The organism is Ruegeria sp. CL3 (assembly GCF_056536505.1).
The window spans coordinates 318,811-341,503 of the sequence record NZ_JBQFPT010000004.1; the positions used below are offsets into that span (position 1 = coordinate 318,811).

Below are 22,693 nucleotides of genomic sequence, written 5' to 3' on the forward strand. Positions count from 1 at the left end.
TGTCTACCTATTGATTTTCGTCGGTTGTCCGGTCGCGCTCTTGCAACGCCCGAATACGCATCCGTTGTGCGGCCTGAATATGCGCACGCATTTCTGTTTCAGCCGCTGCGCCGTCGCGGGCCTTTAAGGCAGCCATGACGCGCTTATGCTCTGCCACTGCTGTCTCGGCCCGATCACCGTCCAGCAATTGCGACGGCCCAAGAATCAACAGCGCTTTTTGCAAAGACAACATAGACTTGGCAAGAAACCGGTTCTTTGCTGCGTCCAAAAGTGTGGCGTGGAAAATCCGGTTGATCCGAGCCGCTTCCGAGCCGGTACCAGCCTCAGCCAAGCGATCATTCAAAACGCTCAACTCGTCCAACTCGACATCCGATGCAGCACGCGCGGCTAAACGGGCGGCAGTTCCCTCGAGAACCGCGCGCATTTCATAGAGTTCCATTACTTCGGCGTAATCAAGGCTGCGGACGGTTGCGCCCTGCCGGGGCACGTGAGTGACTAGCCCGTCGGCCTCTAACTGCCGGATAGCCTCGCGTACGGGAGTACGGCTGACGCCTAGTCGTTCCGACAACTCAATCTCGCGCAGGCGTTCGCCAGGCAAAAGTGTGCCATCCCGAATCTCGTCCAGCAGGCGTTGATACGCTGAATTGCCTTGTGGGCCAGGCTGTAAGGGGTCGTCTTGAATGGTCATCGAACGCTCACTTGTCTTCTTGCGTCCAGTTGTATACATTTGGATACATAGCGAGTCAATATTGTCGGAAGCCGCGCCTTGCCCGCCCAAAACAAAACACCTTCTCTCCTGAAAAAGCGGGCCGTAACGCTGGTCCTTGCACTACTGGGCACCGGAGTATTTTGGTCGTTGAACCTGCCGCTGCCCTTTCTTTTCGGCCCGATGAGCGCTTGTCTGATCGCTGCCCTGGCGCATGCCCCTATGGAAGGTTTTGGTCAGGTCTCGGTTGCAGCGCGCACCATACTCGGCGTTGCAGTTGGGGCTTCGATTACCCCTGCCCTTTTTGCCGAGCTGCCGAAAATGGCCGCGTCTATTGCACTGGTCCCGTTCTTCATCCTGCTGATCGCACTGGTCGGCGTGCCCTTCTTTCGCAAGATCTGGGGGTTTGACACCACGACCGCATTTTACGCCGCCATGCCGGGCGGATTGCAGGACATGATCATCTTTGGAGCCGAAGCAGGCGCCAACCCGCGTACACTTTCGCTAATCCACGGTACGCGCGTACTGATTATCGTTACTCTGGCCCCGCTGTTTCTAACGGTGTTTTACGATGCCCAACTCACCAATCCGATCGGAGAGCCTGCGCGCGAGCTCCCAATACATGAGCTGGCGCTGATGGTGCTGGCCGCCCTTATAGGCTGGAAAGGCGGTGAGCGGATTGGCCTATTCGGGGCATCCATCCTCGGCCCTATGATCCTGACAGCAGCCTTGTCACTAGGGGATTTCATTCACACCCGACCACCGCGCGAGGCCATCCTTGCAGCGCAGTTCTTCATCGGTTGCGGGATAGGCGTGAAGTTCGTGGGCGTCACTTGGGTCGAACTCCGCCGGGTGGTTGCAGCAGGCTTCGCCTATGTCATTGTCCTTGCGATCCTCGCGGCCGCCTTCACTGCTGTTGTCACCACGTTGGGCTTCGGTCAACCGGTCGAGGCTTTCTTGGCCTTTGCCCCCGGCGGACAGGCTGAGATGACAGTGCTAGCTATCGTTTCGGGCGCGGATCTGGGCTTTGTGATCACGCACCATCTGACAAGGATCGTGCTGGTGATCATCGGTGCGCCCATAGCGGCAAATCTTATCCTGCGCTGGTCCAAACCTCGGGGTTGATCATGTGAATGGGAGCGCCTTCAGCATAGGCGTTCACCTGATCGAAAATGTCTGCGAATTGCAGGTCGAATTCGTCCTCGGTCACAAAGCCGATATGCGGGGTCGCGATCAGGTTTGGGTGCGATAGCAACGGGTCATTCGGGTCGGTGAGTGGCTCTGTATCGAAGACATCAATGGCGGCCTTGCCCGGGCGACCGGCGTTCAGCGCGTACAACAAAGCACCCGGAGCGATCAGCCCGGCCCGGGAGGTGTTCACAAACAACGCTCGCGGTTGCATCTGCGAGAAATCTGACGCTGTGATGATGCCGTTTGTGTTTGGCTTCAGACGAACATGGACAGACACAACATCACTATTGGCAAAGAACGCTTCGCGGCTTGCTGCGACCTGCACGCCGTCTGCCTGCGCCCGTGCCCGGCCTTCGTCCGAGGACCACCAGACCACATTCATGCCGAAAGCCTCGGCATAGCCGGCAACGGCACGGGCGATGCGACCATATCCATAGAGCCCCAGCTGCCGCCCCCTCAGGGTCTTGCCAACCCCGGCCTGCCAATGCCCGGCTTTGACCGAGGCCATCTGCGCAGGCAAATCGCGCATCCCAGCCATGATCAGCGCCCATGTCAGTTCAGCTGCGGCATATGAGGGTGTGCCGCCGTGCATGTTCGAACACAGCAGCACTCCGCTATCCGAACATGCCGACACATCGACATGCGGGTATACGCTGCGTTGACTGATCAATTTCAGGTTTGGGAGTTTTTGAACCAATTCGCGGGTGACCTTGGTACGTTCTCGAAACAACACCAGTGCCTCAGCCTCCTGCAAGCGTTCAGCCAATTCGCTGGTATCTTCGACATGGTCTGTCCAGACCTTTACGTCATGGCGAGATAGCTTTTCAAAACAGGGCAGGCCCTGCAGTGTATCAAACCAATCATCCAGAATGTGAACTTTCATCGGTTTTCAATACCCTATTCGGTGCTCAGTTTTCTTGGCGTCGGCACAAAATGACGTGTGTCGAGCGCTTCTAACGCGTTGCGAACACGTTCGCGTTGATCCAGCAAATGGTTGAATTGCTCATCACATCCGGCAATCGGCGTCGGGTAGTCCGCGATGTCCCTCCGCAGAACCGACTGCGCAAGCCTGAGTTCCTGACGCGCGATATCGAGGCATTCAGAATAGTCATCCATCGAGGCATCCTCACAATGTATACTATAGTATACCTTTTAAGAGCCGCCCTTTCAACTGTCGTTCCACACAGATTCCGGTACATAGACATGCCCATCCGCCAATTTGCGCGCTGTTCTCACCAGACCGGCGGCATTCACGTTGAACTCCTCGTCGTTTGAGAAGTCCACCAGAACGTCGATCTTGCCTGAGGCGTGCTCCAACACAACGTCAGCCGGACTTGAATCCGGGCGATCAAGCAACCCGTCTGCGACGGTTCCGGGCGTCAAGGCGCAAGACGCCATGCATTGCGCTCCCGTTACGGCCATAGTTGGGTGGGTTTTCCATGGCATGAAATACCGAACCGCAAGGGTTCCACCCTCTCTGGCGGGTGCCATCAGGCCGAATTTGGGAGTTACCGATTTCGATACGTCCCCCATACCCATCCGTTCCCCGGCTTCGATCCGCATGGCCTCCATCCGATCAAAGAAAGCACGATTGGCATCCAACTCTTCGGCGCTTTCATATCCTGTCAGCCCGAAATCCTCCGCTCGGGCTATCGCCATCGGCATAGCGACATCCATGCACGTCAGCTCGATCCCCTGCACTGTATCGCGCAAATTTCCAGTGGGCAGAAATGCACCTGTTGCTGAGCCCACAACGCCCATAAAACTCAGTTTCACCGGTGCAGAATAGCCGGGAACTCCGGCGATTTCCGCGTTACCCTCATAGACCAAATCGCCGCCCGGGGTCTGCACTTTGGCAATGACGCGGGCGCCTGTGTTGATGGCGCGAATGCGGATTTCGGTCTCATCGCCGTCGGGCTGAAACAATCCCATTTCGATCGCAGCAGGACCAACTCCTGAGAGGATGTTTCCGCAGGTGGGTTTGAAATCGACCAGTTTCTCATCCACAGAAACTTGCGCGAAGAAATAGTCGATATCGGCCCAGTCGTCCTCGCTGGCAGACAGCATCGCAACCTTGGTCGTCACTGCGTTACCACCACCGATCCCGTCGATATTGAGCGCTTGCCCAGCCCCGAGGGCAGCGACCAGAACATCAGCCAACTTATCCCTATCTTCAGGCAGATCAGAGCGTCGAAAATAAGGCCCTCGGGAAGTGCCGCCGCGCATGAAAACATATGGGATTGCTGTCTGTGTCATTGCGAACCCTCCTTTACAAACCGTTGAAATTTCTGATTTCTGTGCTGCCCAGCCGCCAGATTGGCAGACCGGACAAACATGGAGCGCCTACTTGAGCGGCCATGGCAGGTTCACCATGTCTTGCAGCAGGCCCGGCGGGAAATCCCGGTTCAAAGCGCCAGCCATGAAGCACATGAAACCGATGCCGCAGGCCGTCAGGAGTAGCGTCATCTGCCAACTGGACCCGGCGCGAATGCGGAAGAATGCGATCAGGAACCCGATCAGGGCGAGGATGAACCCCACAACCCAAGTGGCCGCGATCAGACCTGCAAACCACGCGAGCGTTGACCAAAGCCCATGCGGCGCGCTTGCATCCTCACCAGCGAGTTCCTTGTCAGCAAAGATCGCATCCCCTTCGGGTCGCCGCATCATCTGGATCAAAAGAATGATGCAGCAGAACAGCGACACGCTGCCGATCACCAGCGGGATGATCTTGTCGGTCATGTTGTAGTCAGGGATCATGTTGGCATTGATCAACGCCACGATCAGGTAAGCCATGATCACCAGCAGGAAGATTAGCGGCGCGCGCTTGCTGCCGGATTTAACCTCACCTTCGGCCATGATCATCTTGGCTTGACGAATGCCTAGAATGACAGAAACCACAGTGACCACGATCAGGACGATGACGATCGGGCTGAAGACGTACTCCATGCCTTCGCCAAAGCTTTTGCGGAAGCGGAAAGAGGCGATCTGGAACGCCTGGTTGGTGAACTTCTCAACCGGGTTGGACAACACGAATCCAATCAGGAAGGCCGGGCGTGACCAGTCGAAACGGCGCAGGAAGATGCCTATCAGACCGATGACAAACAGGGCCAGAAGGTCTTCGAAATTCTGACCGGATTGGAATGCCGCAAAGCTGATCAGCATGAACAGAAACGGCGCCAGATAGGTGAAGCGGATCGTCGTTAGTTTGGCGATGCCACCCGAGGCAGCGATACACAGGATCGTGCCCACCACGTTGGCAAGAGCCAGCAACCAGACAATCGAATAGGTGATGTCGAGATTATCCTTGAGCATGCTCGGACCAACCTCGATATCGCCGGATCCCAACAGTGCAACTGCGCCGATAAAGATCGCCATCGAACCCGAACCGGGGATGCCAAACAGCAGCGTCGGGACCAGCCCCCCGCCCTCTTTGGCGTTGTTCGAGCTTTCAGGCCCGATGACGCCACGCACTTCGCCCTTGCCGAAGTTGCTTTTGTCTTTGGTCGATTGAACCGAGTGGCCATAAGCGATCCAGTCAACAACCGAGCCCCCAAGGCCGGGAATGACACCCACAACCACGCCAATGATCGAACAGCGGACCGACAGCCAAATGTTCGCAGCCCAGTCTTTGACGCCATCAAACCAACCAGCTCCTAGCGAAGCGCCCTTGGCAATGGATCGGTCTTGACGCAACAGCGAGACGATTTCCGGCACCGCAAAGATACCCAAGCCAACGATGACCAATTTCAGACCGTCCGTCAGGTAAGGAATGTCATAAGTGGCCATACGAAGTGAGCCACCTGCGTCCGCTTCGCCAATCGTGCCGACCATCAGGCCCAGCCCAGCGGCGGCAACGCCTTTTAGCGGGATACGTCCGGCGAGAATGGCGACCATCGACAAGCCAAGAATGGTGATCATCAGCATCTCGGGCAGGCCGAATGCCAGAACGATTGGCCGCGCGATCAGGATGAACATGGTCAGAAAAGTCGCGCCGACCAAACCGCCAAACAGCGATGACGCAAAGGCCGCTGACAATGCCCGCGCGGCCTCGCCCTTCTTCGCCATCGGGAAGCCATCCAGCACCGTCGCCTGTGAGGCGGAGCTGCCGGGGATGCCCATAAGAACCGACGCAAAGGTGTCGGAGGTCGGAACAACAGCAACCATCCCGATCATCAGCGCCAAACCAAGAATAGGGTCCATGCCGAACATAAAAGGCAGTAACAAAGACAGACCAGCGATACCGCCAAGCCCAGGAAAGACGCCTACGGCCAGTCCCATAACGACACCGAGAATAAGATATCCCAGAACAATAGGTTGCAGGATCAGACCCCACGCATCACTCAGCGCAGGAAGAGCGGTGGCGAAAACCTCCATAGCGGCCGCCTTTCATAAATTTTCTTGTGTTTGGAAATGCGCGCGCCCGACATTGGGGCACGCGCGGTGGTGTCTGGGCTTAGTTCAGCTCGACACCATAGGCTTCTTTGAGCCAGTTCAGAACGTAGGCTTTGGCGTTGTCGTCGACATTTGTTGCGGTTTGCAGCGCCGCCTTAGAGCCGTCGCCTACGAACACCGGGTACTTGCCGACGCGCTTTGACGAGATTTCGGCAAAGTCGCCGCGCTCGGTTACAGCCTGGAATGCGGCGGTGTATGCGTCGACCACTTCCTGAGGTGTATCACCCGGAAGGAAGGCCAGCTTTTGAACCGGGAAACCGGCTACAAAGAATGCTTTCCAAGCATCCCATGCCTCACCGCTGGTTTCACAGCCATCAGTGGCTTCACAGACTTCCTTGAAGGTCGGGATGTCCGGGAAGGTCGGGTCACGGACGATATTGCCGTCTGCATCCAGAGCACCCCAGGTCATCATCGGCACAGCCTGACCGGATTCGACCAGCGGGGCCGAACCACCCAAGTAGCCGGACGAGGTCTGATAGTCGATGTTGGCTTCACCTCGTTCGAACATTAGACGACCATCGCCACGGCCTTTGATGCCGAAGACAGGCTCGACATTCATACCCAGCATTTGCCAGGCCAGCAGCGGCACAAGGTCAAGACGTGTCGCGCCCTGCGAACCGTAGATGAAGTTGGTGTCTTTCAGCGCATTAGCGGAGCCATCAAACTTGGCGCCATCCTCGGCGTTCAGATAGGCAACACCACCAGTGCCCGACGCCATAACCGGAATCCAGTCGTTGTATTCATAGCGCACGCGCGGATCGCTCAGCAGATACGGGAATTGAGTTGAACCGGAGGTGCCAAACAGCAGCGTTCCATCGTCGTGGCTCTGCTCTTGAAACCAGTTTGCGCCTTTGGTCGATCCGGCACCGGGCATGAATTTCACAACAACAGTCGGTTGACCCGGCAGTGCTTCGGACAGAAGCGGCGCAAAGAAGTTGGCCCATTTGGCAGACCCGCCCGTTTCCGAGAACGGGATGACCCATTCAACGGTCTTGCCCGAGAAATCGACCTCGGCAGCGGCAGGTGCGGCGATACCGGCGGCGGCGATCAGCCCCACGACGGCGCGACGGGTGAAGTTGGAAATGGTCATTGGTTCCTCCCTGTTGACCAGACAACCACGCTAGCGCCCTCTGCGCCACCGTGATCGCAAATAGAACTGTGGGGTTGATTCCCCCTCCCATCTGGCAATCATGGAGCGCCAACCTTGCGCGAAACTTGCAGGAGACTCGATGCGGATCGTCATCGTCGAAGACAACGAGACCCTCGCCAACGCTATTGCTTATCGTCTGCGTGACCGCGGTCATGCGGCAGAAGTGCTTACGGATGGCGACGAGGCTGACTTGTATCTTGCGCAAGAGGGTGCCGACTTGGTTGTTCTGGATATCAATTTGCCCGGACAGTCAGGGTTGGAGATCCTGAAATCCCTTCGCAATCGCGGTGACGGCGTACCAGTGATCTTGCTGACTGCACGTGCCGAAACAAGCGACCGGGTTTCGGGGTTGGATATGGGCGCCGATGATTACCTGGTTAAGCCGTTCGAGATGGACGAGTTGGAAGCACGCATCCGGGCGCTTTCTCGACGCAAAGATCTCGACTACGGCGCAAAGGAGAGCATTGGAGGTCTGGAATTTGACCGCGCTGCCCGTCAGGTTAGTGTGCAAGGCGAAGTTCTGGATATTCCGCGGCGGGAAATCGCGGTGCTTGAATGCCTGTTAGAGCGCAGGGGCAGAATTGTTCCCAAAGGCCAACTTACAGATTACGTCTATGGCGTGGGTGCCGATGTCGAGGCCTCGGCCGTAGAGCCTCATGTGTCTCGGCTGAGAAAACGTCTTCAAGATCTCGGTATTAGAATTAAGACAGCTCGTGGTCTGGGATATCTGCTTGAGGTGCAGAAGTGATCAATCACGGCTCGCTCAGGTTAAGACTTTTCATTCTTATCCTAACCCCCTTGGTGCTAATTGCCGCTCTGCTTGGTCTTTGGCGTTTTATGATTGCGCAGAATACGGCTCAAGAATTGTTCGACGACAGCCTTTTATCTGCTGGCCTCGCAATATCGCGAGATGTTGCCATTTCGGGGGGTGATGCGCTTTCACCAACGACACGCAGCATGATCCGCGACGCATCGGGCGGAGAAATTTTTTACCATGTAACGGGACCCGGTGGCATCTATGTGACAGGCTATGCCTACCCACCGGCAGCCACCAACCCGTCTACTCAAGAGGTGTACAAGCCGCAGTTTTTCGAAGCGCTCTACCGCCAAGAACCAGTTCGCGTTCTCAAGATGACGGAACGCGTGACCATAGAAAATCTAGTCGGAGATGCGACAGTTACGGTTTGGCAACGTATGGCGGATCGCAACGCTTTCGCAAATGAACTGTCAATCCGCGCTGGAATTCTTATGGGAATTCTGCTGGCCACTCTCGCAATTGTGGTATGGTTCGGCGTCGCGCGTGGTCTGAGGCCCTTGTTGGATTTGCAGGACGCTATTGACTTGCGTTCACCAGATGACCTCAGTGAGATCAAGCGCCCCGTCCCGATCGAAGTTCAAGGAGTTGTCAGAACCCTGAACCGACTTTTTGGACAGGTGGAAAATAGTATCAACGCCCATCAAGTGTTTATATCCGAAGCTGCACATCAGCTGAGAAATCCGGCGGCGGCCGTGCAGTCAATGGCCGAAGCGTTGCAGGACGCGCAAACGGATGACGACCGAGAAAAACGCATCACAGAACTTGTTGCGGCAGCAAAAAACTCAGCAACAGTTGCTGAACAGCTGTTGTCACTTGAGAGGCTTAGGCAGCCGACGCACCAAGACCAAATGGATAAAATTGACTTCCGCTCGGTCGTGGAAGAGGCCTGCGCGGAGATGGGCGTTCACATCCTCGCAAAGGGTATCGAGTTTGATGTCACAATGCATGAGACAGCAGTCACGGTATTCGGCGACCGTATCTTTCTGATTGAGGCTCTAAAGAACCTGTTGGACAACGCAGTCAAACACGGTGGCTCAAAGTTGAGCCAAATCTCAGTTGTGCTGCGGAGTGACGGCAAATACGTCAAGCTAACGGTGGCCGATGATGGTGCTGGCCTGTCGCCCGACCAAAGCGAAGCAGCATTCGGCAGGTTTTCCCAGATAGAGTATTCCGAGGGCAGCGGATTGGGGTTGTCAATCGTCTCGGCAGTGGCGCAGCGCCACGGAGGAATGGTCGAAATCAACCAAGTCGAAAGAGGCGCGACCATTACCCTTAAGCTCCCCATAGCCCTGTAAGCTGTTTCCAATTCCGCTCGAAACCCGAAACCAGTCAAAATCAAAACGCATATTTGCGATTGCAGCGAAAGTCAGATTTTCGCCCTGAGCGACGAGCGCGGCGCTCAACATCTATGCCTGTGTCGCCCTTGAGCTCAAACTAGGCATCTGATGGAATTGGCTGGTCTATACGAATCGAACGACTGTAAGGCGGGACAAAACGGCTATCTGTTCCAATCCGGAAAGAAAAGTTTCCAGCTATTAGAGCTGGATAATCGCTGTTACGATTGAGCGAAGCCATTCTTCTTCGATTGGGTAGTTTATGAAAGTTAATGCGCTTTTGATTTCGGCTCTCTTCGTCAGCAGCTGTATTGCATTATGGGGTGTTGTCGACCCGCACGGCTTGGGTTCCGTCTCCTCAAGAATTGTCACTATCCAGTTCGAAAGCCGAGGCTGGTTCATTATGCTCGAAGCTAGCGCACTTTTGTTGCTGGCAATTTATCTCGCAGTTTCCAAGTACGGCTCTATCCGAATTGGACCGGAAGGTTCAGAGCCTGAGTTTTCGACTACAGCTTGGATTGCAATGCTTTTCGCCGCAGGTATGGGTGTAGGCCTACTGTTTTTTGGCGTATCAGAGCCGCTCACCCACTTTTCGGTAATACGCGATTTTTCTTCCGATCCAGAAGCCGCAAGGCTCGCCATGTTCGTCACCTATTTGAACTGGGGGTTCCACGCCTGGGCCATCTACGGTGTCGTAGCACTGATAGTTGCCTATTTTGCGTTTCGACGTGAGCGCTCGTTGCTGCTAAGCGCTCCGTTGCTGGACGTGTACGGCGAGAAAACTTGGACCCGCGGATTGGCTTGGCTGTTCGATTTCTTATCCGTCGTCGCCATAGCCGTTGGCCTAGCGGGTTCGTTGGCCATGGGTGTGTTTCAAATTCAAACAGGACTGGCAGGAGTTCTTGGAATTCCAAATTCTCCTTATCTGACAGCAATTATTTTTGCCGCCATGTGCGTTGCTTTCCTTATTCCTCTGAGACGTGATCTGGGAGAAGGAATGTCAAAACTGTCAAATTTGGCCATGGCGATCGCGATCAGTCTTTTGGTTTTTCTACTTGTCGCCGGTCCCACGTCTTTTGTGATGAATTCGATCGTCTCGGGTTTTGGACGTTATGTTTACAACGTCATACCTGCCGGTTTTTCGACAACAGAATTTTTTGATCAGAGCATTTCCACCTGGTTTCAAGACTGGACGCTGAACTACATGATCTGGTGGCTTGCGTGGTCTCCATTTGTCGGCATTTTCATTGCACGCATTTCGCGCGGGCGCACAATACGCGAGTTTCTGGCAGGGGTCATAATTGCGCCCACTCTTTTTTCGATTTTCTGGTTTGGAGTGCTCGGCGGTGTAGGTTTTTTTGATGTTTTGGATGGCAGTGGTCATCTTCTTGAGGTCAACGAAAAGAGCCTTGATGCGACGACATTCGCGCTCCTGCAACAGTTTCCATTGAAGTTTATCACGCAGATCGCAACGATCACGGCCGCTTTCCTCTTTGTTGTAACGAGCGTTGTGAGCGCAGGCTTCACACTTGCAATGATTGGAACAGGCGGAGACGAAAACCCCTCGCCGAGCGTTCGAACCGTCTGGGGAGTGGTGCTCGGCGCACTAGGGCTAGCCATGATCCTTGTAAACGATGTTTCACTTGTCAGATCCATTATCGCACTCTCGGCAATTGCGTTTGTATTCATCGTGCCAATACTTGTGATCTGTCTCCTCAAGTCGCTTTCAAAAGAGGTCTCCGAATGACAGGTTCTATCGTCGATACGGTGTTGAACGTATCTGTTTTTTTGTACGTTGGTTTTTTGATCTGGCTCGCGCTTAATCGCGTTTAGAAATTTGTGTTTGAAGCGACTCTCGTCTGGAGCCGGTGCTCTGAGGAACTGAGTGTTTTGGACTTAGGACGCTCACTCGCTATATATCGCGTCAATGTCCGCCGTGCTGGCCGAATTTACCGCAAAATTTTGGCAAATCTCTCCGAGCCAGTATCTGTCGTATTGGATAGAGAGAGTTGTACCATAGAGCGAGTCACTATAAGTTATCGCCGCTCTAGTTCGGTGTTGTTGTCTCAATAAATGCACACTGCACGATAAATGCACACTGCACGCTATGATTGGTACTGGGATGACAGAGAGGTTTTTTTCCGAAAAGTAACAGCCGTTCGCAGCGGCTAAAAAACTAAACATCTTCATGCAGCAAGTGCGATACACTAACTACGCGCACAGGTTCACAAAAGGGCTATTTCATTTTGTTAGCAAGCACAGGCGTTGCTGTCGCGTCTAGACCGCTCGAAACACCGCTGTGACGCATACTGAATACAAAACAAACCGTCATCTAGTAGACCTACAGCACAGCCACCAAAGAGTGAGATAGCTAACTATAAATCGGCGACCATCGCAGTCTCGACGGCATGTACACCTATACCGACGATAATGCCTGCAAAGATAAGCCCAACAAATGCGTTGACAACCGATAAAGCCCGGCTCGTGGGTTTCTCCGGCTTAATGTCTCCGTAGCCAACCGTAGTTGCGTTTATGAAGGCATGGTAAAGGCTCACCCCGGTCGACCAGCCTTCGATCCGGCCAATTGATACCCCAAGCACGCACACCAAAACCAACAAGAATACGAGTATCGGTGACAGGTAGATCAGGTCCCAAAGGAAAACTGATAGAAACGTGCAAATGTAGCTGGCGTCGCAACCCATAGCGAACCTCTACCTCACTGCCATTTGGGGGCCTAGTTGAATACCAATGTCTTAACAGGAAGCAGAATGGCCTGTGCACGCAAGACAATTGCATTTGCTATACCCATACCATCCACAATCTTTGCAACGAAGGCCCGCAGGCCCGTGATCTCACCAGCGTCTATTTCCTTTGCTCGGCTCGTATACGCAACGCCCACGCACGCACTTCCGGGCGGGATGCTATCAAGATGCTCTGGAAAAATAGGTGCTAGGAACGCTGTAACTGTACCGGGTCGCGCTCGATCCTGCTGATCCAGAAGCGCATCACCCGGTCGGAACTGTCCCGCAGCAATCGCCCCCTGCACGTCATCCACAACCATCGGGACTATGGTCAACGGTTTAGACGCGCAGGTAATTTCCACCAGCATACCCGGCTTTAGTACGCTGGCAGAAATCTGACCAAAAGCCGCGATAAAACGCCCCTGTCCGGTAACCTCAGGCACCAAAATCCCGGCAGGGCGTAGTATTGGATTAACGATATCACCCGGCTTGAGGAGAAATTGCGTTACCGTCCCATCCACCTCGGCAAACACGGTGGATTTTGATATCTCGTTCTCAGCCTCTCTCAAAACCGCACGCGCAGTTTCAAGCTGTGCAGGGAGAAGGGTGGTTTGGCGCAATTTGGCACCGTCTAGCGAGGCAATAGCGGCTGCGCGCTGACTTTCCGCGCCGGTCACCGCGGTTTGCAAACGTTCCAGTTCCTGCTCACTAACAACGGTGTTGTTTCGTTCCGCAAGCTCCAGACGTCGCTCCAAATCGCTCGTCGCCTGAGTAAGGTCAGCTTCTGTCGCCTCAACCCTGGCGGTGGCGCTCGCGACTTCCGTTTCGGTCAGGTCCAAAGCCGCCTCAATCTCTTCGATACGTCGCTGAGCCGTTTCCGCTACCGCCTCCTGCCGTGTGGTGTCCAGTCGGAAAATCGCATCGCCAGCCATAACGTCCTGATTATTGGCAACGTAGACTTCCGCGACGCGCCCCACACGATCCGAGAGAATGGTAACTGTGCGAAATGCAGCTGAGACATTCCGCGTTGAAGGGTGGAAATAGAAGATCACCGTGATCAGCGTCACAGCCAATATTGCACAGGCGGTCAAACCCCACCGCAATTCATACCAGACATTGAAGAGGGTTATTTCGTGACCCCACCGCTTGCCCTGCTTGTAGCGGCGATAAAGGTAGTCCGGTACGATTGTGATCAGTGCAGAGAAGACCAACTCAAGCATCGTCGCTCTCCGAGACGTCTACTTCGGTCTTGAGTGGAAAGATTTCATGCAACGGCACGGCAGCGATCAAAATAGCCGCGATCCAGAAAGCGTTGTTCAGGGTGAAGAGAGAGATCAACCCAAGCACACCGACCAACTGCATTTGCACCTTATGAGCACCTGCTGCCATGCGGTCTGGAATGGCTTGCACCGTGAAGTACAGTGCACCAAACCCTAGCAGCACTATGACTAGAACCAACCCAACAACGATCAGAAAACCGTCTGTCTCCTCCGGAGGTGTTACCCAAAATGGGAGTCTTGCCATCGCCTCGTCAGAAATAGAATTGTTCATATGTATCACCCCGCCTTCAAGTGATCACATTCAAATATAACTGATTGAAATCAAAAAGACGAATCTCGCTGCAGGTAGCGAAGTGGCTTTAAATCGGCTCAATACAGCGTGGGAAAGGTAGTTGCAAAGCAGACCCGCACACTACAACTTTTCATCGTTCGCAACACTCCGAAACAGAAAAGCAGTCGGTAGGATCAGTAGAACAAGCAAGGCATTAAGGAGGTTTGCATTCTTTGATATGCAAAACTTGGAGGAAGAGGTCGTGCACATTGACGTGTGACACTAAGGTGAAACACACCGCAAACTGACACACTTCAATAGTGTTTATTATCTGTCAATTAGGCGTTCGGCGGCGTTTCCCCTAGGCTCCGCCAAATCTCAGATCATTGTCGGATTAACTTTACTCTCTTGAGCAGCAGGAGGTGAAAAGTGTTTTTGCATTGATACGGCCAGAAGAAATGCCTGGTCTCTCGCTTCAGCAAAAGCGCAAACCGCTACTGGCACTACGCCTAACTAGCCCGCGCCTGACAAAGTGTTGTCGGACCTTGGCTCTTTCCTGCACCGCCCTCTTGTGCCAACTTGCGCCAGAAAAAGGGGAGAGAGCTAGTGGCAATCACGACCTGTGTTTTTGACGCCTATGGCACATTGTTCGATGTGGCGGCTGCGGCGCGTCAGGCCGCTGCCGAGCCGGGCTTTGAGGCGCTCCGCGATACGTGGCCGGATTTGGCCAATCACTGGCGACTCAAGCAATTGCAATACACATGGCTGCGCGCCGTCGCAGACGCCCATTGCGATTTCTGGGATGTCACACAGGACGGGCTGGACTGGGCGCTCGAGGCGACGGGGCTGCACGGGGACGCCAAGCTGCGCCAACGGCTGCTGGATCTATACTGGGAGCTGCGCGCCTATCCCGAGGTGCCCCAGATGCTGCAGGCGCTGAAACAAGGCGGGCTGCAAACCGCGATTCTGTCGAACGGGTCGCCTCCCATGTTGGATGGCGCGGTGCAATCGGCCGGTATTGGCGATGTTTTGGACGATGTGCTGTCGGTCGAAAGCGTTGGTATCTTCAAACCCCACGCCAAGGTCTATGATCTGGTCCAAGACAGGTTTGGCTGTTCCCGAGATGAGGTTCTGTTCGTCAGTTCGAACGGTTGGGACGCTGCCGGAGCCAGCGGATACGGCTTTGTCACCGCATGGGTCAATCGCGCGGGCGAACCGATGGATCGACTGCCGTGGAAACCAGCGCATGTTCTGTCAGACCTGACCTCAATCCCCGAACTGGCCGGGCTATAATGGCGGAATTCAAAACGTCTGACGGGCTTCGGCTGTACTATGAGGATGGTGGCACAGGCACTCCTCTTCTGTGTCTTGCAGGGTTGACGCGCAACGGACGCGATTTCTCGCTTCTTGCTCCGTATATAGCCGATGCCCGCCTTATCACATTGGATGCGCGGGGGCGTGGGCAGTCGGATCATGATCCGAACCACGCGAACTACAACGTCCTGCGCGAAACTCAGGATGTTGTCGAACTGCTGGACCATCTGGCCTTTGACCGAGTGGCGGTTTTGGGCACGTCGCGCGGCGGGATGGTTGCTATGACGCTCGCGACGCTGCAGCCCAACCGGCTGGCGGGCGTGATCCTCAATGACGTGGGTCCGGTGATTGAACCCTCAGGTATCGATCGCATCATGGACTACGTGGGCGTAGCACCCACCTCAAAGACCTATGATGAGGCCGCCGCCGTCCTGAAGGCAGTGATGGAGCCGCACTTCCCCAATGTACCGTTGGAAATTTGGCGCATGCAGGCCGAGAACCAGTATCAGGAGACGACCGAGGGGCTGGCTTTGCGCTATGACCCAGCCCTGCGCACGGCCCTGATGGAACAAGCCGCAGCAGGCGCTGTGCCGGACCTATGGCCCTTCTTCGAGGCGCTGCAAGGCATTCCAACGGGCGTTCTGCGCGGCGCAAATTCGGACATCCTCAGCCAAGAAACACTGAAACAGATGCAGTCCCGCCATCCGGGCCTGATCACGGCTGAAATCCCGGATCGCGGCCATGTGCCCTTTCTGAACGAGCCGCAATCCCTCACCGTTATTCGCATGATTCTGGACCAAACATGAGTACATTAGAGCTGATCGAAGCCGCCGCCCATCGGCTGCAAGGGCATGTCCGCGAGACGCCCCTTTTGACCTCACCCTTTCTGGACGAAATCGCCGGGCGGCGGGTGTGGGTCAAACCCGAATGCCTGCAGCACACCGGCAGCTTCAAATTCCGCGGCGCATGGTCGGCCATCTCGGCGCTGAGCGAGGCGGAAAGGCAGCGCGGCGTGATCGCCTATTCCTCGGGCAATCATGCGCAGGGGGTGGCCTTGGCGGCGGCGAAGCACGGGATCTCCTCGGTCATCATAATGCCTTCGGACGCGCCGCAGCTGAAGATCGACAACACGCGTGCCTTGGGCGGTGAAGTTGTTCTGTACGACCGAGCCAAGGAAAGCCGCGAAGAGATTGGCAATAAACTGGCCTCAGAACGCGGCCTGACCCTGATCCGCCCCTACGACGAACCTCAAGTCATCGCGGGGCAAGGCACCGCCGGGCTTGAGATCGCGCGACAAGCCAAAGCCGCGGGCGTGAGCAATGCCGACGTTCTGGTCTGTTGCGGCGGCGGAGGTCTAACCTCGGGCATCGCGCTTGCGCTTGAGGCCCACGCCCCTGGCCTGCGTGCCCGCCCGTGTGAACCAGACGGGTTCGACGACGTCAAGCGCTCGCTGGAGGCGGGGCAGATCCAAAGCAACCCTGCAACTGCCGGCAATATCTGCGACGCAATCCTTACACCGCAACCGGGTGACATTACCTTTCCGATCCTCAACCGCCTCTGCGGCCCAGGTCTATCCGTGACCGAGGACGAGGCGCTCCATGCCACTGCGCTGGCCTTTTTGCGCCTCAAGATCGTGCTGGAGCCGGGCGGTGCGGTGTCGCTGGCCTCGGCCCTGTTCCGAAAGGATCAGATCGAAGGGGATGACGTGATCGTTGTCGCCTCGGGCGGAAATGTTGATCCCGGCGTCTTTACACGTGCGTTGGAATTCCTGACCTGACACCCATATCGGGTTTGTGCAATCTGCACGCAAAGGCCGAGCAAGGAACCAAAGCATGACGATCGCTGATCTGGGTGGCGTTCAGCTAAACTTCCGGATTGATGGCGCGCCAGACGGTGCGCCCATCGTGTTTGCAAACTCGCTGGGCACCAATCTGCACCTGTGGGACGATGTGCTACCACACCTGCCCGACGGACTGCGGATCATTCGCTATGACAAGCGCGGTCACGGCAAATCCTCGGTCCCGCCTGCGCCTTACGCCATGGGCGCGCTGATCAGGGATGCCGAGGCGCTGCTGGATCATCTCGAAATCCGGGATTGCGTCTTCGTCGGATTGTCGATTGGTGGTATGATAGGCCAAGGGCTGGCGGTGAAGCGGATGGATCAGGTCCGCGCGCTGGTTTTGTCGAACACCGCTGCCAAGATCGGGATGCCGAAAATCTGGCAGGACCGGATGGAGGCCGTCCGCACCGGTGGGATCGAAGCGCTTGCCGATGCGACGATGGAGCGGTGGTTCTCGCGCGATTTCCTTGCCGCCAACCAACACCTCGCATGGCGCGAGATGATGGTCAGCCAACCGGTCGACGGTTATCTGGGCTGTTGTGCCGCCATTGCGGGCACCGATTTCTACACGCCGACCAGCGGCCTGCGCCTGCCCACCCTTGGGATCGCAGGCAACGAGGACGGATCGACCCCGCCGGATCTGGTGCGCGAAACGGTGGACCTGATCCCCGGCTCGCGGTTCGAATTGATGCGCCGGGTGGGCCACCTGCCCTGCGTCGAAAAACCCGCTGAATACGCTGCCTTGTTGCGGCAATTCCTGACCGAGATCGGTCACATCTGAAGGAGCGTCCCTTGGCCGAATTTTTATTGGTCCATGGATCCTGTCACGGCGCCTGGTGCTGGCGCGACCTGATACCCGAGCTTGAGGGTTTCGGCCATTCCGCCCGTGCCATCGACATGCCCAGCCACGGCTCGGACCCGACACCAATCTGCGATGTAACGCTGGAAAGCTGCCGAGACGCCGTGCTCGCGGCCTCAACACCAGACGCGATCCTTGTCGGACATTCCTGGGGCGGCTACCCGATCAGCGCCGCGGCCGAGGCCGACCCGCACGCCATGCGCGCGCTGATCTATCTTTGCGCCTATGTCCCTCAGGACGGATTGTCTCTGGTCGACATGCGAAGACGTGGTCCGGTGCAAACCATTGGCGATGCGGTCGACAAATCCACCGATGGGCTATCTTATACCGTGCATCCCGACCGCGTTCAGGACCTGTTCTATCATGATTGCACGCCCGAGATCCTGCCCTATGCATTCGCCCGGCTCTGCCCGCAGGCCATCAAGCCGCAAGACACACCGCTTTCAATAGGGGATCACTTTGACCAGGTCCCAAAGGCCTATATCCGCACCACCGAAGACCACACTATCCCTCCGGCCTATCAGAAAGATATGAGCGAGCGAATTCCAGCACATCTTCGGCGGGATATCGACAGCTCACACTCTCCGTTCTTCTCGCACCCGCGGCAACTTGCCCAAATACTGGATGAGCTGTCGGATAAACTTTAGCCGCCTGACGAGACGTCATCCGGGTTGGTGTCTTTGCGCCCTTCCCACATCCTGCTGGCCCCTCTACGGTAAGCGCCGGGTCATATAGCCGGGTTTCATGCGCCTTCCATTTGTCTTTGTTCTTCTGACCGTCATGATTGACGCGATGGGTATCGGCCTTGTGATGCCGATCATGCCGCAACTGATCGTCGAGGTGCAGGGCGGAACGCTTGCCGACGCCGCCCTTTGGGGAGGTGTCCTCAGCACCGCCTTTGCCGCCATGCAATTCGTGTTCGGGCCTATTCTTGGCAATCTGTCAGACGCCTATGGCCGTCGGCGTGTCTTGCTGGTCTCGTTGTTTGTGATGGCTTTGGACTATGTGGTCATGGCCATTGCAGGCAGCATCTGGTTGCTTTTGCTCGGTCGTATTGTAGGAGGGATCACAGCCGCAACCCACGCGACCGCGGCTGCCTTCATGGCAGATGTCTCGAAACCCGAAGACAAAGCAGCCAATTTTGGCCTGCTCGGCGCGGCTTTTGGCATGGGATTTGTTCTGGGTCCCGTAATGGGCGGCCTGCTTGCCGAATACGGAACGCGCGCGCCTTTCTGGGCGGCCGCAGCACTGTCCGCTCTCTCGTTCGGCCTCGGGCTGATGGTCATGCCCGAAACGGTCACAGACAAAACTCGCCGTGCCTTCAATTTGCGACGCGCCAACCCCATCAACGCGCTAAAGGCCATCGCCGCCCTTCCCGGAGTTCGCCCCCTACTGTGGGTCTATTTCCTCTATTCGGTGTCAATATACGTCTACCCCGCGATCTGGTCCTATTTCACGACCGAGCGCTTCGGGTGGTCGCCGCAGATGATCGGGCTGTCTCTCGGCGTCTATGGCATTGGCATGGCCGCCGTTCAGGGCGGATTGATCAGACCCGCAACGCGACATCTTGGGGAACGCATGACCATCATCTGCGGCATGGGTTTTGAGGTCATCAGCTTCGCCCTACTGGCCTTCCTGACCAATGGCACCATCGCCCTGATGCTGATCCCGATCACCGCCTTGGGCGCCGTGATCACGCCCGCCCTACAGGCACTGACCTCGCGCGCGACGCCGGACTCGCAACAGGGCGAACTTCAGGGCGTCCTGACATCTCTGCACGCCTTGTCAATGGTGATCTCGCCCCTGTTGATGACCAGCGTGTTTGCGTGGTTCATCCGGCCCGACACGTCGCTCTACCTGCCCGGAGCACCGTTCCTCTTGGCATTGATCCTCATGGCCGCCGGGTTTGTCCTGTTTCTGCGCGCCAGGCCTGCCGTGGCGTAATACCGACATGCCCGTGACGGTTTCCGTCTTGCGAGATGCCAATTCCCGCGCCACCGTAAACCAAACGAAGCGAGGGACGACATGCAAACCATCAAAGCCGCCGTATGCCGGGCGTTCGGGGAACCTTTGACCATAGAAGAGGTGCAACTGGCCGCCCCCGGCACCGGCGAAGTCGAGGTTACACTGGACGCGGTGGCCATCTGCCATTCGGACATCTCATATGCCGATGGTGCATGGGGCGGATTTCTGCCTGCGGTCTATGGGCATGAGGCCGCCGGGGTGGTCAGCGCAGTGGGCGAAGCCGCAGGGGATTTCAAACTGGGAGATCCAGTGGTCGTGACACTGATCCGGGCCTGCGGCTCCTGCCCTTCATGTGCAGGTGGCAAACCTACGATCTGCGAAACCCCCTATGACACGGTCAAAGGGCCTTTGCGCACAGGTGACGGCGGACCTTTGGAACAGGCGATGGCCTGCGGTGCCTTCGCCGAGAAAGTCGTCGTCAGCCACCGACAGATCGTTCGGATTCCAGAAAGCCTGCCCAAAGACCTCGCAAGCCTGTTGTCCTGTGGTGTGATCACCGGGGTCGGCGCAGCGGTGAACGCCGCAGGTTTGCGCCCCGGGCAAGATGTGGTGGTGATTGGCGCGGGCGGCGTGGGCCTTAACGCCATCCAAGGCGCTCGGATCGCAGGCGCACGCCGTATCGTTGCGGTTGATATGACCGAAGAGAAGCTTGAGATCGCCAAGGAGTTCGGTGCTACCCACGGCGTCCTCGCCAGTCTGAAAGAACCTTGGAAAGCAGCCTACAAAGCACTGGGCGGGCGCGGCGCGGATGCGGTTTTGATCACCGTCGGCGCGATCCCCGCCTATGACCAGGCCCCACGGTATCTGGGTCTGGGCGGCAAAGCCGTTATGATCGGTATGCCACATTCCGGGGACGAAGCGAGCTATGAACCGGTGATCCTCGCCGCGCTTGGTCAGGGTCTGGTGGGGTCAAAGATGGGCGACGTTGTCATCCAGCGCGACATTCCCTGGATGATCGACCTCTATGAACAGGGGCGGCTGAAGCTGGACGAATTGGTCTCGGGCCGGTGGTCACTGGAACAGATCAATGAGGCAATTGCCGATACCAAAACCGGATCTGCCAAGCGCAACGTGATCCTCTTCGACAGGTAGGCCGATGTTGCGTTTCCTGACCGATCTCTTCAAACCCGAGGCGGCGAAACCTGCGCCGTCCACCTCGGAGACGTCGATGAATTTCGATCTGGCAGAGGTACCGCCTTTCCTGACAGGCCTCGCCAACAATCCCCGGTTTGGGCTGCCCGAAGCTCTGGTCACCCAGATCGCGGACAACCTGTCGGATTTGCCCGTGGACCAAAGCAGCCGTTGGCAGATCGAGGGCAGTTTCGACGGCAAACCAGCGCTGATCGAAATTCAGGCCTTCATGGACGATTTCGACGCCCCTGACTTGGCGTTCTTCGGCAGCGCCGAGGTGGTGGCTGAGATTGATCGCGAACTCATTGCCTTTGACCAAGCACGAGAGGGCTAGGATGAAACTGCAAGACCTCGATATTATCGTCACGGCCCCGCCAGCCCCAGGATGGGGCGGGCGCTATTGGATTTTGGTCAAGCTGACTACGGATACCGGCATCACCGGCTGGGGCGAATGCTATGCCTCGTCCATCGGACCCGACGCTATGCGCCATGTGATCCGCGACGTTTTTGACCGCCACATGCAGGGCGAGAATCCGGAAAACATCGAGTTGATGTTTCGCCGCGCCTATTCCTCGGGCTTTACGCAGCGCCCGGACCTGACTGTAATGGGGGCGTTTTCGGGGCTTGAGATCGCGTGCTGGGACATTCTGGGCAAAGACCGCGACCGCCCGGTCTATGCGCTGTTGGGCGGTAAAGTGAATGACCGTATTCGCGCCTATACCTACCTCTACCCCTTGCCCCAGCATAACCTGACCGACTTCTGGACCTCGCCCGAACAGGCGGCTGAGGCTGCGGCAGATGCGGTCTGTCGCGGCTATACCGCCGTCAAGTTCGACCCCGCCGGGCCCTATACGATGCGGGGCGGGCACATGCCTGCGATGTCCGATATCTCTCTGTCCGTTGCGTTTTGCAAAGCGATCCGCGAGGCGGTAGGCGACAAGGCCGATTTGCTGTTTGGGACCCATGGCCAGTTCAACACCGCAGGCGCTATCCGCTTGGGTCAGGCGCTGGAACCATACTCTCCGCTTTGGTTCGAAGAACCCACTCCGCCCGACAATATCGAGGACATGGCCCGCGTCGCTCGCAACGTCCGAATCCCCATCGCGACCGGAGAGCGCATGACCACCAAAGCCGAATTTGGCGCGGTTCTACGCGCGGGCGCGGCAGAGATCTTGCAACCGGCTTTGGGGCGCGCAGGCGGCATTTGGGAAATGAAGAAAGTCGCCGCAATGGCCGAAGTGTTCAACGCGCAGATGGCCCCGCATCTTTATGCCGGGCCGGTGGAATGGGCTGCGAATATCCATCTGGCGGCCTCTATCCCGAACCTGTTGCTACTGGAGACCATTGAAACGTCCTTCCATGACCAGTTGATCACGGGCTCAATCCGGGTTGAGGAAGGGTTCGTGACCCCTCCAACCACCACCGGACTTGGGATTGAAGTGGACGAAGATTTGGCTCGCGCGCATCCTTACAAAGGCGACGGGCTTCACCTTCAGATGCAGGAAGAACCGTGCGATTATGCCAATGGTAACGCCTTTCAGGGTGGGGCTCCCGTATCTGAGGGGTGACATTATAACGTTTC

The 22,693-nt window shown here is 56.6% G+C and carries 22 protein-coding genes; 13 read left to right on the forward strand and 9 right to left on the reverse strand.

The annotated features are described in order from the left end of the window. Positions 1–7: 7 nt before the first annotated feature. Positions 8–688, reverse strand: coding sequence for a GntR family transcriptional regulator (locus ACR0NO_RS08060; RefSeq protein WP_170766421.1), 681 nt, complete (start codon positions 686–688; stop codon positions 8–10). Positions 689–766: 78 nt separating this feature from the next. Between ACR0NO_RS08060 and ACR0NO_RS08065 the strand changes: the two genes are divergently transcribed. Continuing rightward, on the forward strand, positions 767–1,831 hold the full coding sequence (locus tag ACR0NO_RS08065) for an AbrB family transcriptional regulator (RefSeq protein ID WP_480723563.1): 1,065 nt from the start codon (positions 767–769) through the stop codon (positions 1,829–1,831). Here the strand turns inward: ACR0NO_RS08065 and ACR0NO_RS08070 are convergent. The 5 genes from ACR0NO_RS08070 to ACR0NO_RS08090 all read right to left on the reverse strand — a co-directional run bounded on the left by ACR0NO_RS08070 (position 1,800) and on the right by ACR0NO_RS08090 (position 7,439). Beyond that, positions 1,800–2,780, reverse strand: coding sequence for a D-2-hydroxyacid dehydrogenase family protein (locus ACR0NO_RS08070; RefSeq protein WP_170690261.1), 981 nt, complete (start codon positions 2,778–2,780; stop codon positions 1,800–1,802). The genes ACR0NO_RS08065 and ACR0NO_RS08070 overlap by 32 nt on opposite strands. A gap of 14 nt (positions 2,781–2,794) precedes the next feature. After that, entirely contained in the window at positions 2,795–3,013 is a 219-nt protein-coding gene (locus tag ACR0NO_RS08075) for a hypothetical protein (protein WP_170560189.1), read from the reverse strand. A gap of 51 nt (positions 3,014–3,064) precedes the next feature. Beyond that, positions 3,065–4,153 (reverse strand): 4-oxalomesaconate tautomerase, encoded by a 1,089-nt coding sequence (locus ACR0NO_RS08080; protein WP_480723564.1) that lies wholly within the window; start codon positions 4,151–4,153, stop codon positions 3,065–3,067. Between the two features lie 87 nt (positions 4,154–4,240). Then, positions 4,241–6,271, reverse strand: coding sequence for a tripartite tricarboxylate transporter permease (locus tag ACR0NO_RS08085; RefSeq protein ID WP_480723565.1), 2,031 nt, complete (start codon positions 6,269–6,271; stop codon positions 4,241–4,243). A gap of 79 nt (positions 6,272–6,350) precedes the next feature. Continuing rightward, positions 6,351–7,439, reverse strand: a complete 1,089-nt coding sequence (locus tag ACR0NO_RS08090) for a tricarboxylate transporter (protein ID WP_170377047.1) — start codon at positions 7,437–7,439, stop codon at positions 6,351–6,353. Between the two features lie 139 nt (positions 7,440–7,578). Between ACR0NO_RS08090 and ACR0NO_RS08095 the strand changes: the two genes are divergently transcribed. From ACR0NO_RS08095 to ACR0NO_RS08105, 3 genes are all read left to right on the forward strand, one after another. Next, on the forward strand, positions 7,579–8,247 hold the full coding sequence (locus ACR0NO_RS08095) for a response regulator transcription factor (protein WP_480723566.1): 669 nt from the start codon (positions 7,579–7,581) through the stop codon (positions 8,245–8,247). Further along, the gene (locus ACR0NO_RS08100) at positions 8,244–9,611 is read left to right on the forward strand and encodes a sensor histidine kinase (RefSeq protein ID WP_480723567.1); all 1,368 of its coding nucleotides are present in this window, start codon (positions 8,244–8,246) and stop codon (positions 9,609–9,611) included. The genes ACR0NO_RS08095 and ACR0NO_RS08100 overlap by 4 nt, the downstream gene beginning before the upstream one ends. A 301-nt stretch (positions 9,612–9,912) precedes the next feature. Beyond that, a complete protein-coding gene (locus ACR0NO_RS08105) occupies positions 9,913–11,397 on the forward strand; it encodes a BCCT family transporter (RefSeq protein WP_480723568.1) in 1,485 nt (494 codons plus the stop codon). 628 nt (positions 11,398–12,025) lie between these two features. Here ACR0NO_RS08105 and ACR0NO_RS08110 read toward each other — a convergent pair. The 3 genes from ACR0NO_RS08110 to ACR0NO_RS08120 are packed head-to-tail and all read right to left on the reverse strand — an operon-like array spanning position 12,026 to position 13,942. After that, the gene (locus ACR0NO_RS08110; RefSeq protein WP_480723569.1) at positions 12,026–12,352 is read right to left on the reverse strand and encodes an ion channel; all 327 of its coding nucleotides are present in this window, start codon (positions 12,350–12,352) and stop codon (positions 12,026–12,028) included. 32 nt (positions 12,353–12,384) lie between these two features. Further along, positions 12,385–13,611: an HlyD family secretion protein gene (locus tag ACR0NO_RS08115; protein ID WP_480723570.1), complete on the reverse strand. Its 1,227-nt coding sequence runs from the start codon at positions 13,609–13,611 to the stop codon at positions 12,385–12,387. Further along, positions 13,604–13,942: a hypothetical protein gene (locus tag ACR0NO_RS08120; protein WP_170640599.1), complete on the reverse strand. Its 339-nt coding sequence runs from the start codon at positions 13,940–13,942 to the stop codon at positions 13,604–13,606. The genes ACR0NO_RS08115 and ACR0NO_RS08120 overlap by 8 nt, the downstream gene beginning before the upstream one ends. A gap of 606 nt (positions 13,943–14,548) precedes the next feature. Here ACR0NO_RS08120 and ACR0NO_RS08125 point away from each other — a divergent pair. The 9 genes from ACR0NO_RS08125 (at position 14,549) to ACR0NO_RS08165 (ending at position 22,679) form a co-directional block, all read left to right on the forward strand. Continuing rightward, entirely contained in the window at positions 14,549–15,235 is a 687-nt protein-coding gene (locus tag ACR0NO_RS08125; protein WP_480723571.1) for a haloacid dehalogenase type II, read from the forward strand. Continuing rightward, positions 15,235–16,062, forward strand: a complete 828-nt coding sequence (locus ACR0NO_RS08130) for an alpha/beta fold hydrolase (protein ID WP_480723572.1) — start codon at positions 15,235–15,237, stop codon at positions 16,060–16,062. The genes ACR0NO_RS08125 and ACR0NO_RS08130 overlap by 1 nt, the downstream gene beginning before the upstream one ends. Further along, positions 16,059–17,033: a threonine ammonia-lyase gene (locus ACR0NO_RS08135; protein ID WP_480723573.1), complete on the forward strand. Its 975-nt coding sequence runs from the start codon at positions 16,059–16,061 to the stop codon at positions 17,031–17,033. Before ACR0NO_RS08130 ends, ACR0NO_RS08135 begins: the two co-directional genes overlap by 4 nt. 55 nt (positions 17,034–17,088) lie before the next feature. Further along, positions 17,089–17,877 (forward strand): 3-oxoadipate enol-lactonase, encoded by a 789-nt coding sequence (gene pcaD / locus ACR0NO_RS08140; RefSeq protein ID WP_480723574.1) that lies wholly within the window; start codon positions 17,089–17,091, stop codon positions 17,875–17,877. A gap of 11 nt (positions 17,878–17,888) precedes the next feature. Further along, the gene (locus tag ACR0NO_RS08145; protein WP_480723575.1) at positions 17,889–18,602 is read left to right on the forward strand and encodes an alpha/beta fold hydrolase; all 714 of its coding nucleotides are present in this window, start codon (positions 17,889–17,891) and stop codon (positions 18,600–18,602) included. A 97-nt stretch (positions 18,603–18,699) separates the two neighbouring features. After that, positions 18,700–19,899 carry a TCR/Tet family MFS transporter gene (locus ACR0NO_RS08150; protein ID WP_170555754.1) on the forward strand — a complete coding sequence of 400 codons (1,200 nt, stop codon included), beginning with the start codon at positions 18,700–18,702 and terminating at the stop codon, positions 19,897–19,899. An 81-nt stretch (positions 19,900–19,980) separates the two neighbouring features. After that, positions 19,981–21,072, forward strand: coding sequence for a Zn-dependent alcohol dehydrogenase (locus ACR0NO_RS08155; RefSeq protein WP_480723576.1), 1,092 nt, complete (start codon positions 19,981–19,983; stop codon positions 21,070–21,072). A 4-nt stretch (positions 21,073–21,076) separates the two neighbouring features. Continuing rightward, positions 21,077–21,445 carry a hypothetical protein gene (locus ACR0NO_RS08160; protein ID WP_480723577.1) on the forward strand — a complete coding sequence of 123 codons (369 nt, stop codon included), beginning with the start codon at positions 21,077–21,079 and terminating at the stop codon, positions 21,443–21,445. 1 nt (position 21,446) lies between these two features. Further along, positions 21,447–22,679 (forward strand): mandelate racemase/muconate lactonizing enzyme family protein, encoded by a 1,233-nt coding sequence (locus ACR0NO_RS08165; RefSeq protein ID WP_480723578.1) that lies wholly within the window; start codon positions 21,447–21,449, stop codon positions 22,677–22,679. Positions 22,680–22,693 lie beyond the last annotated feature (14 nt).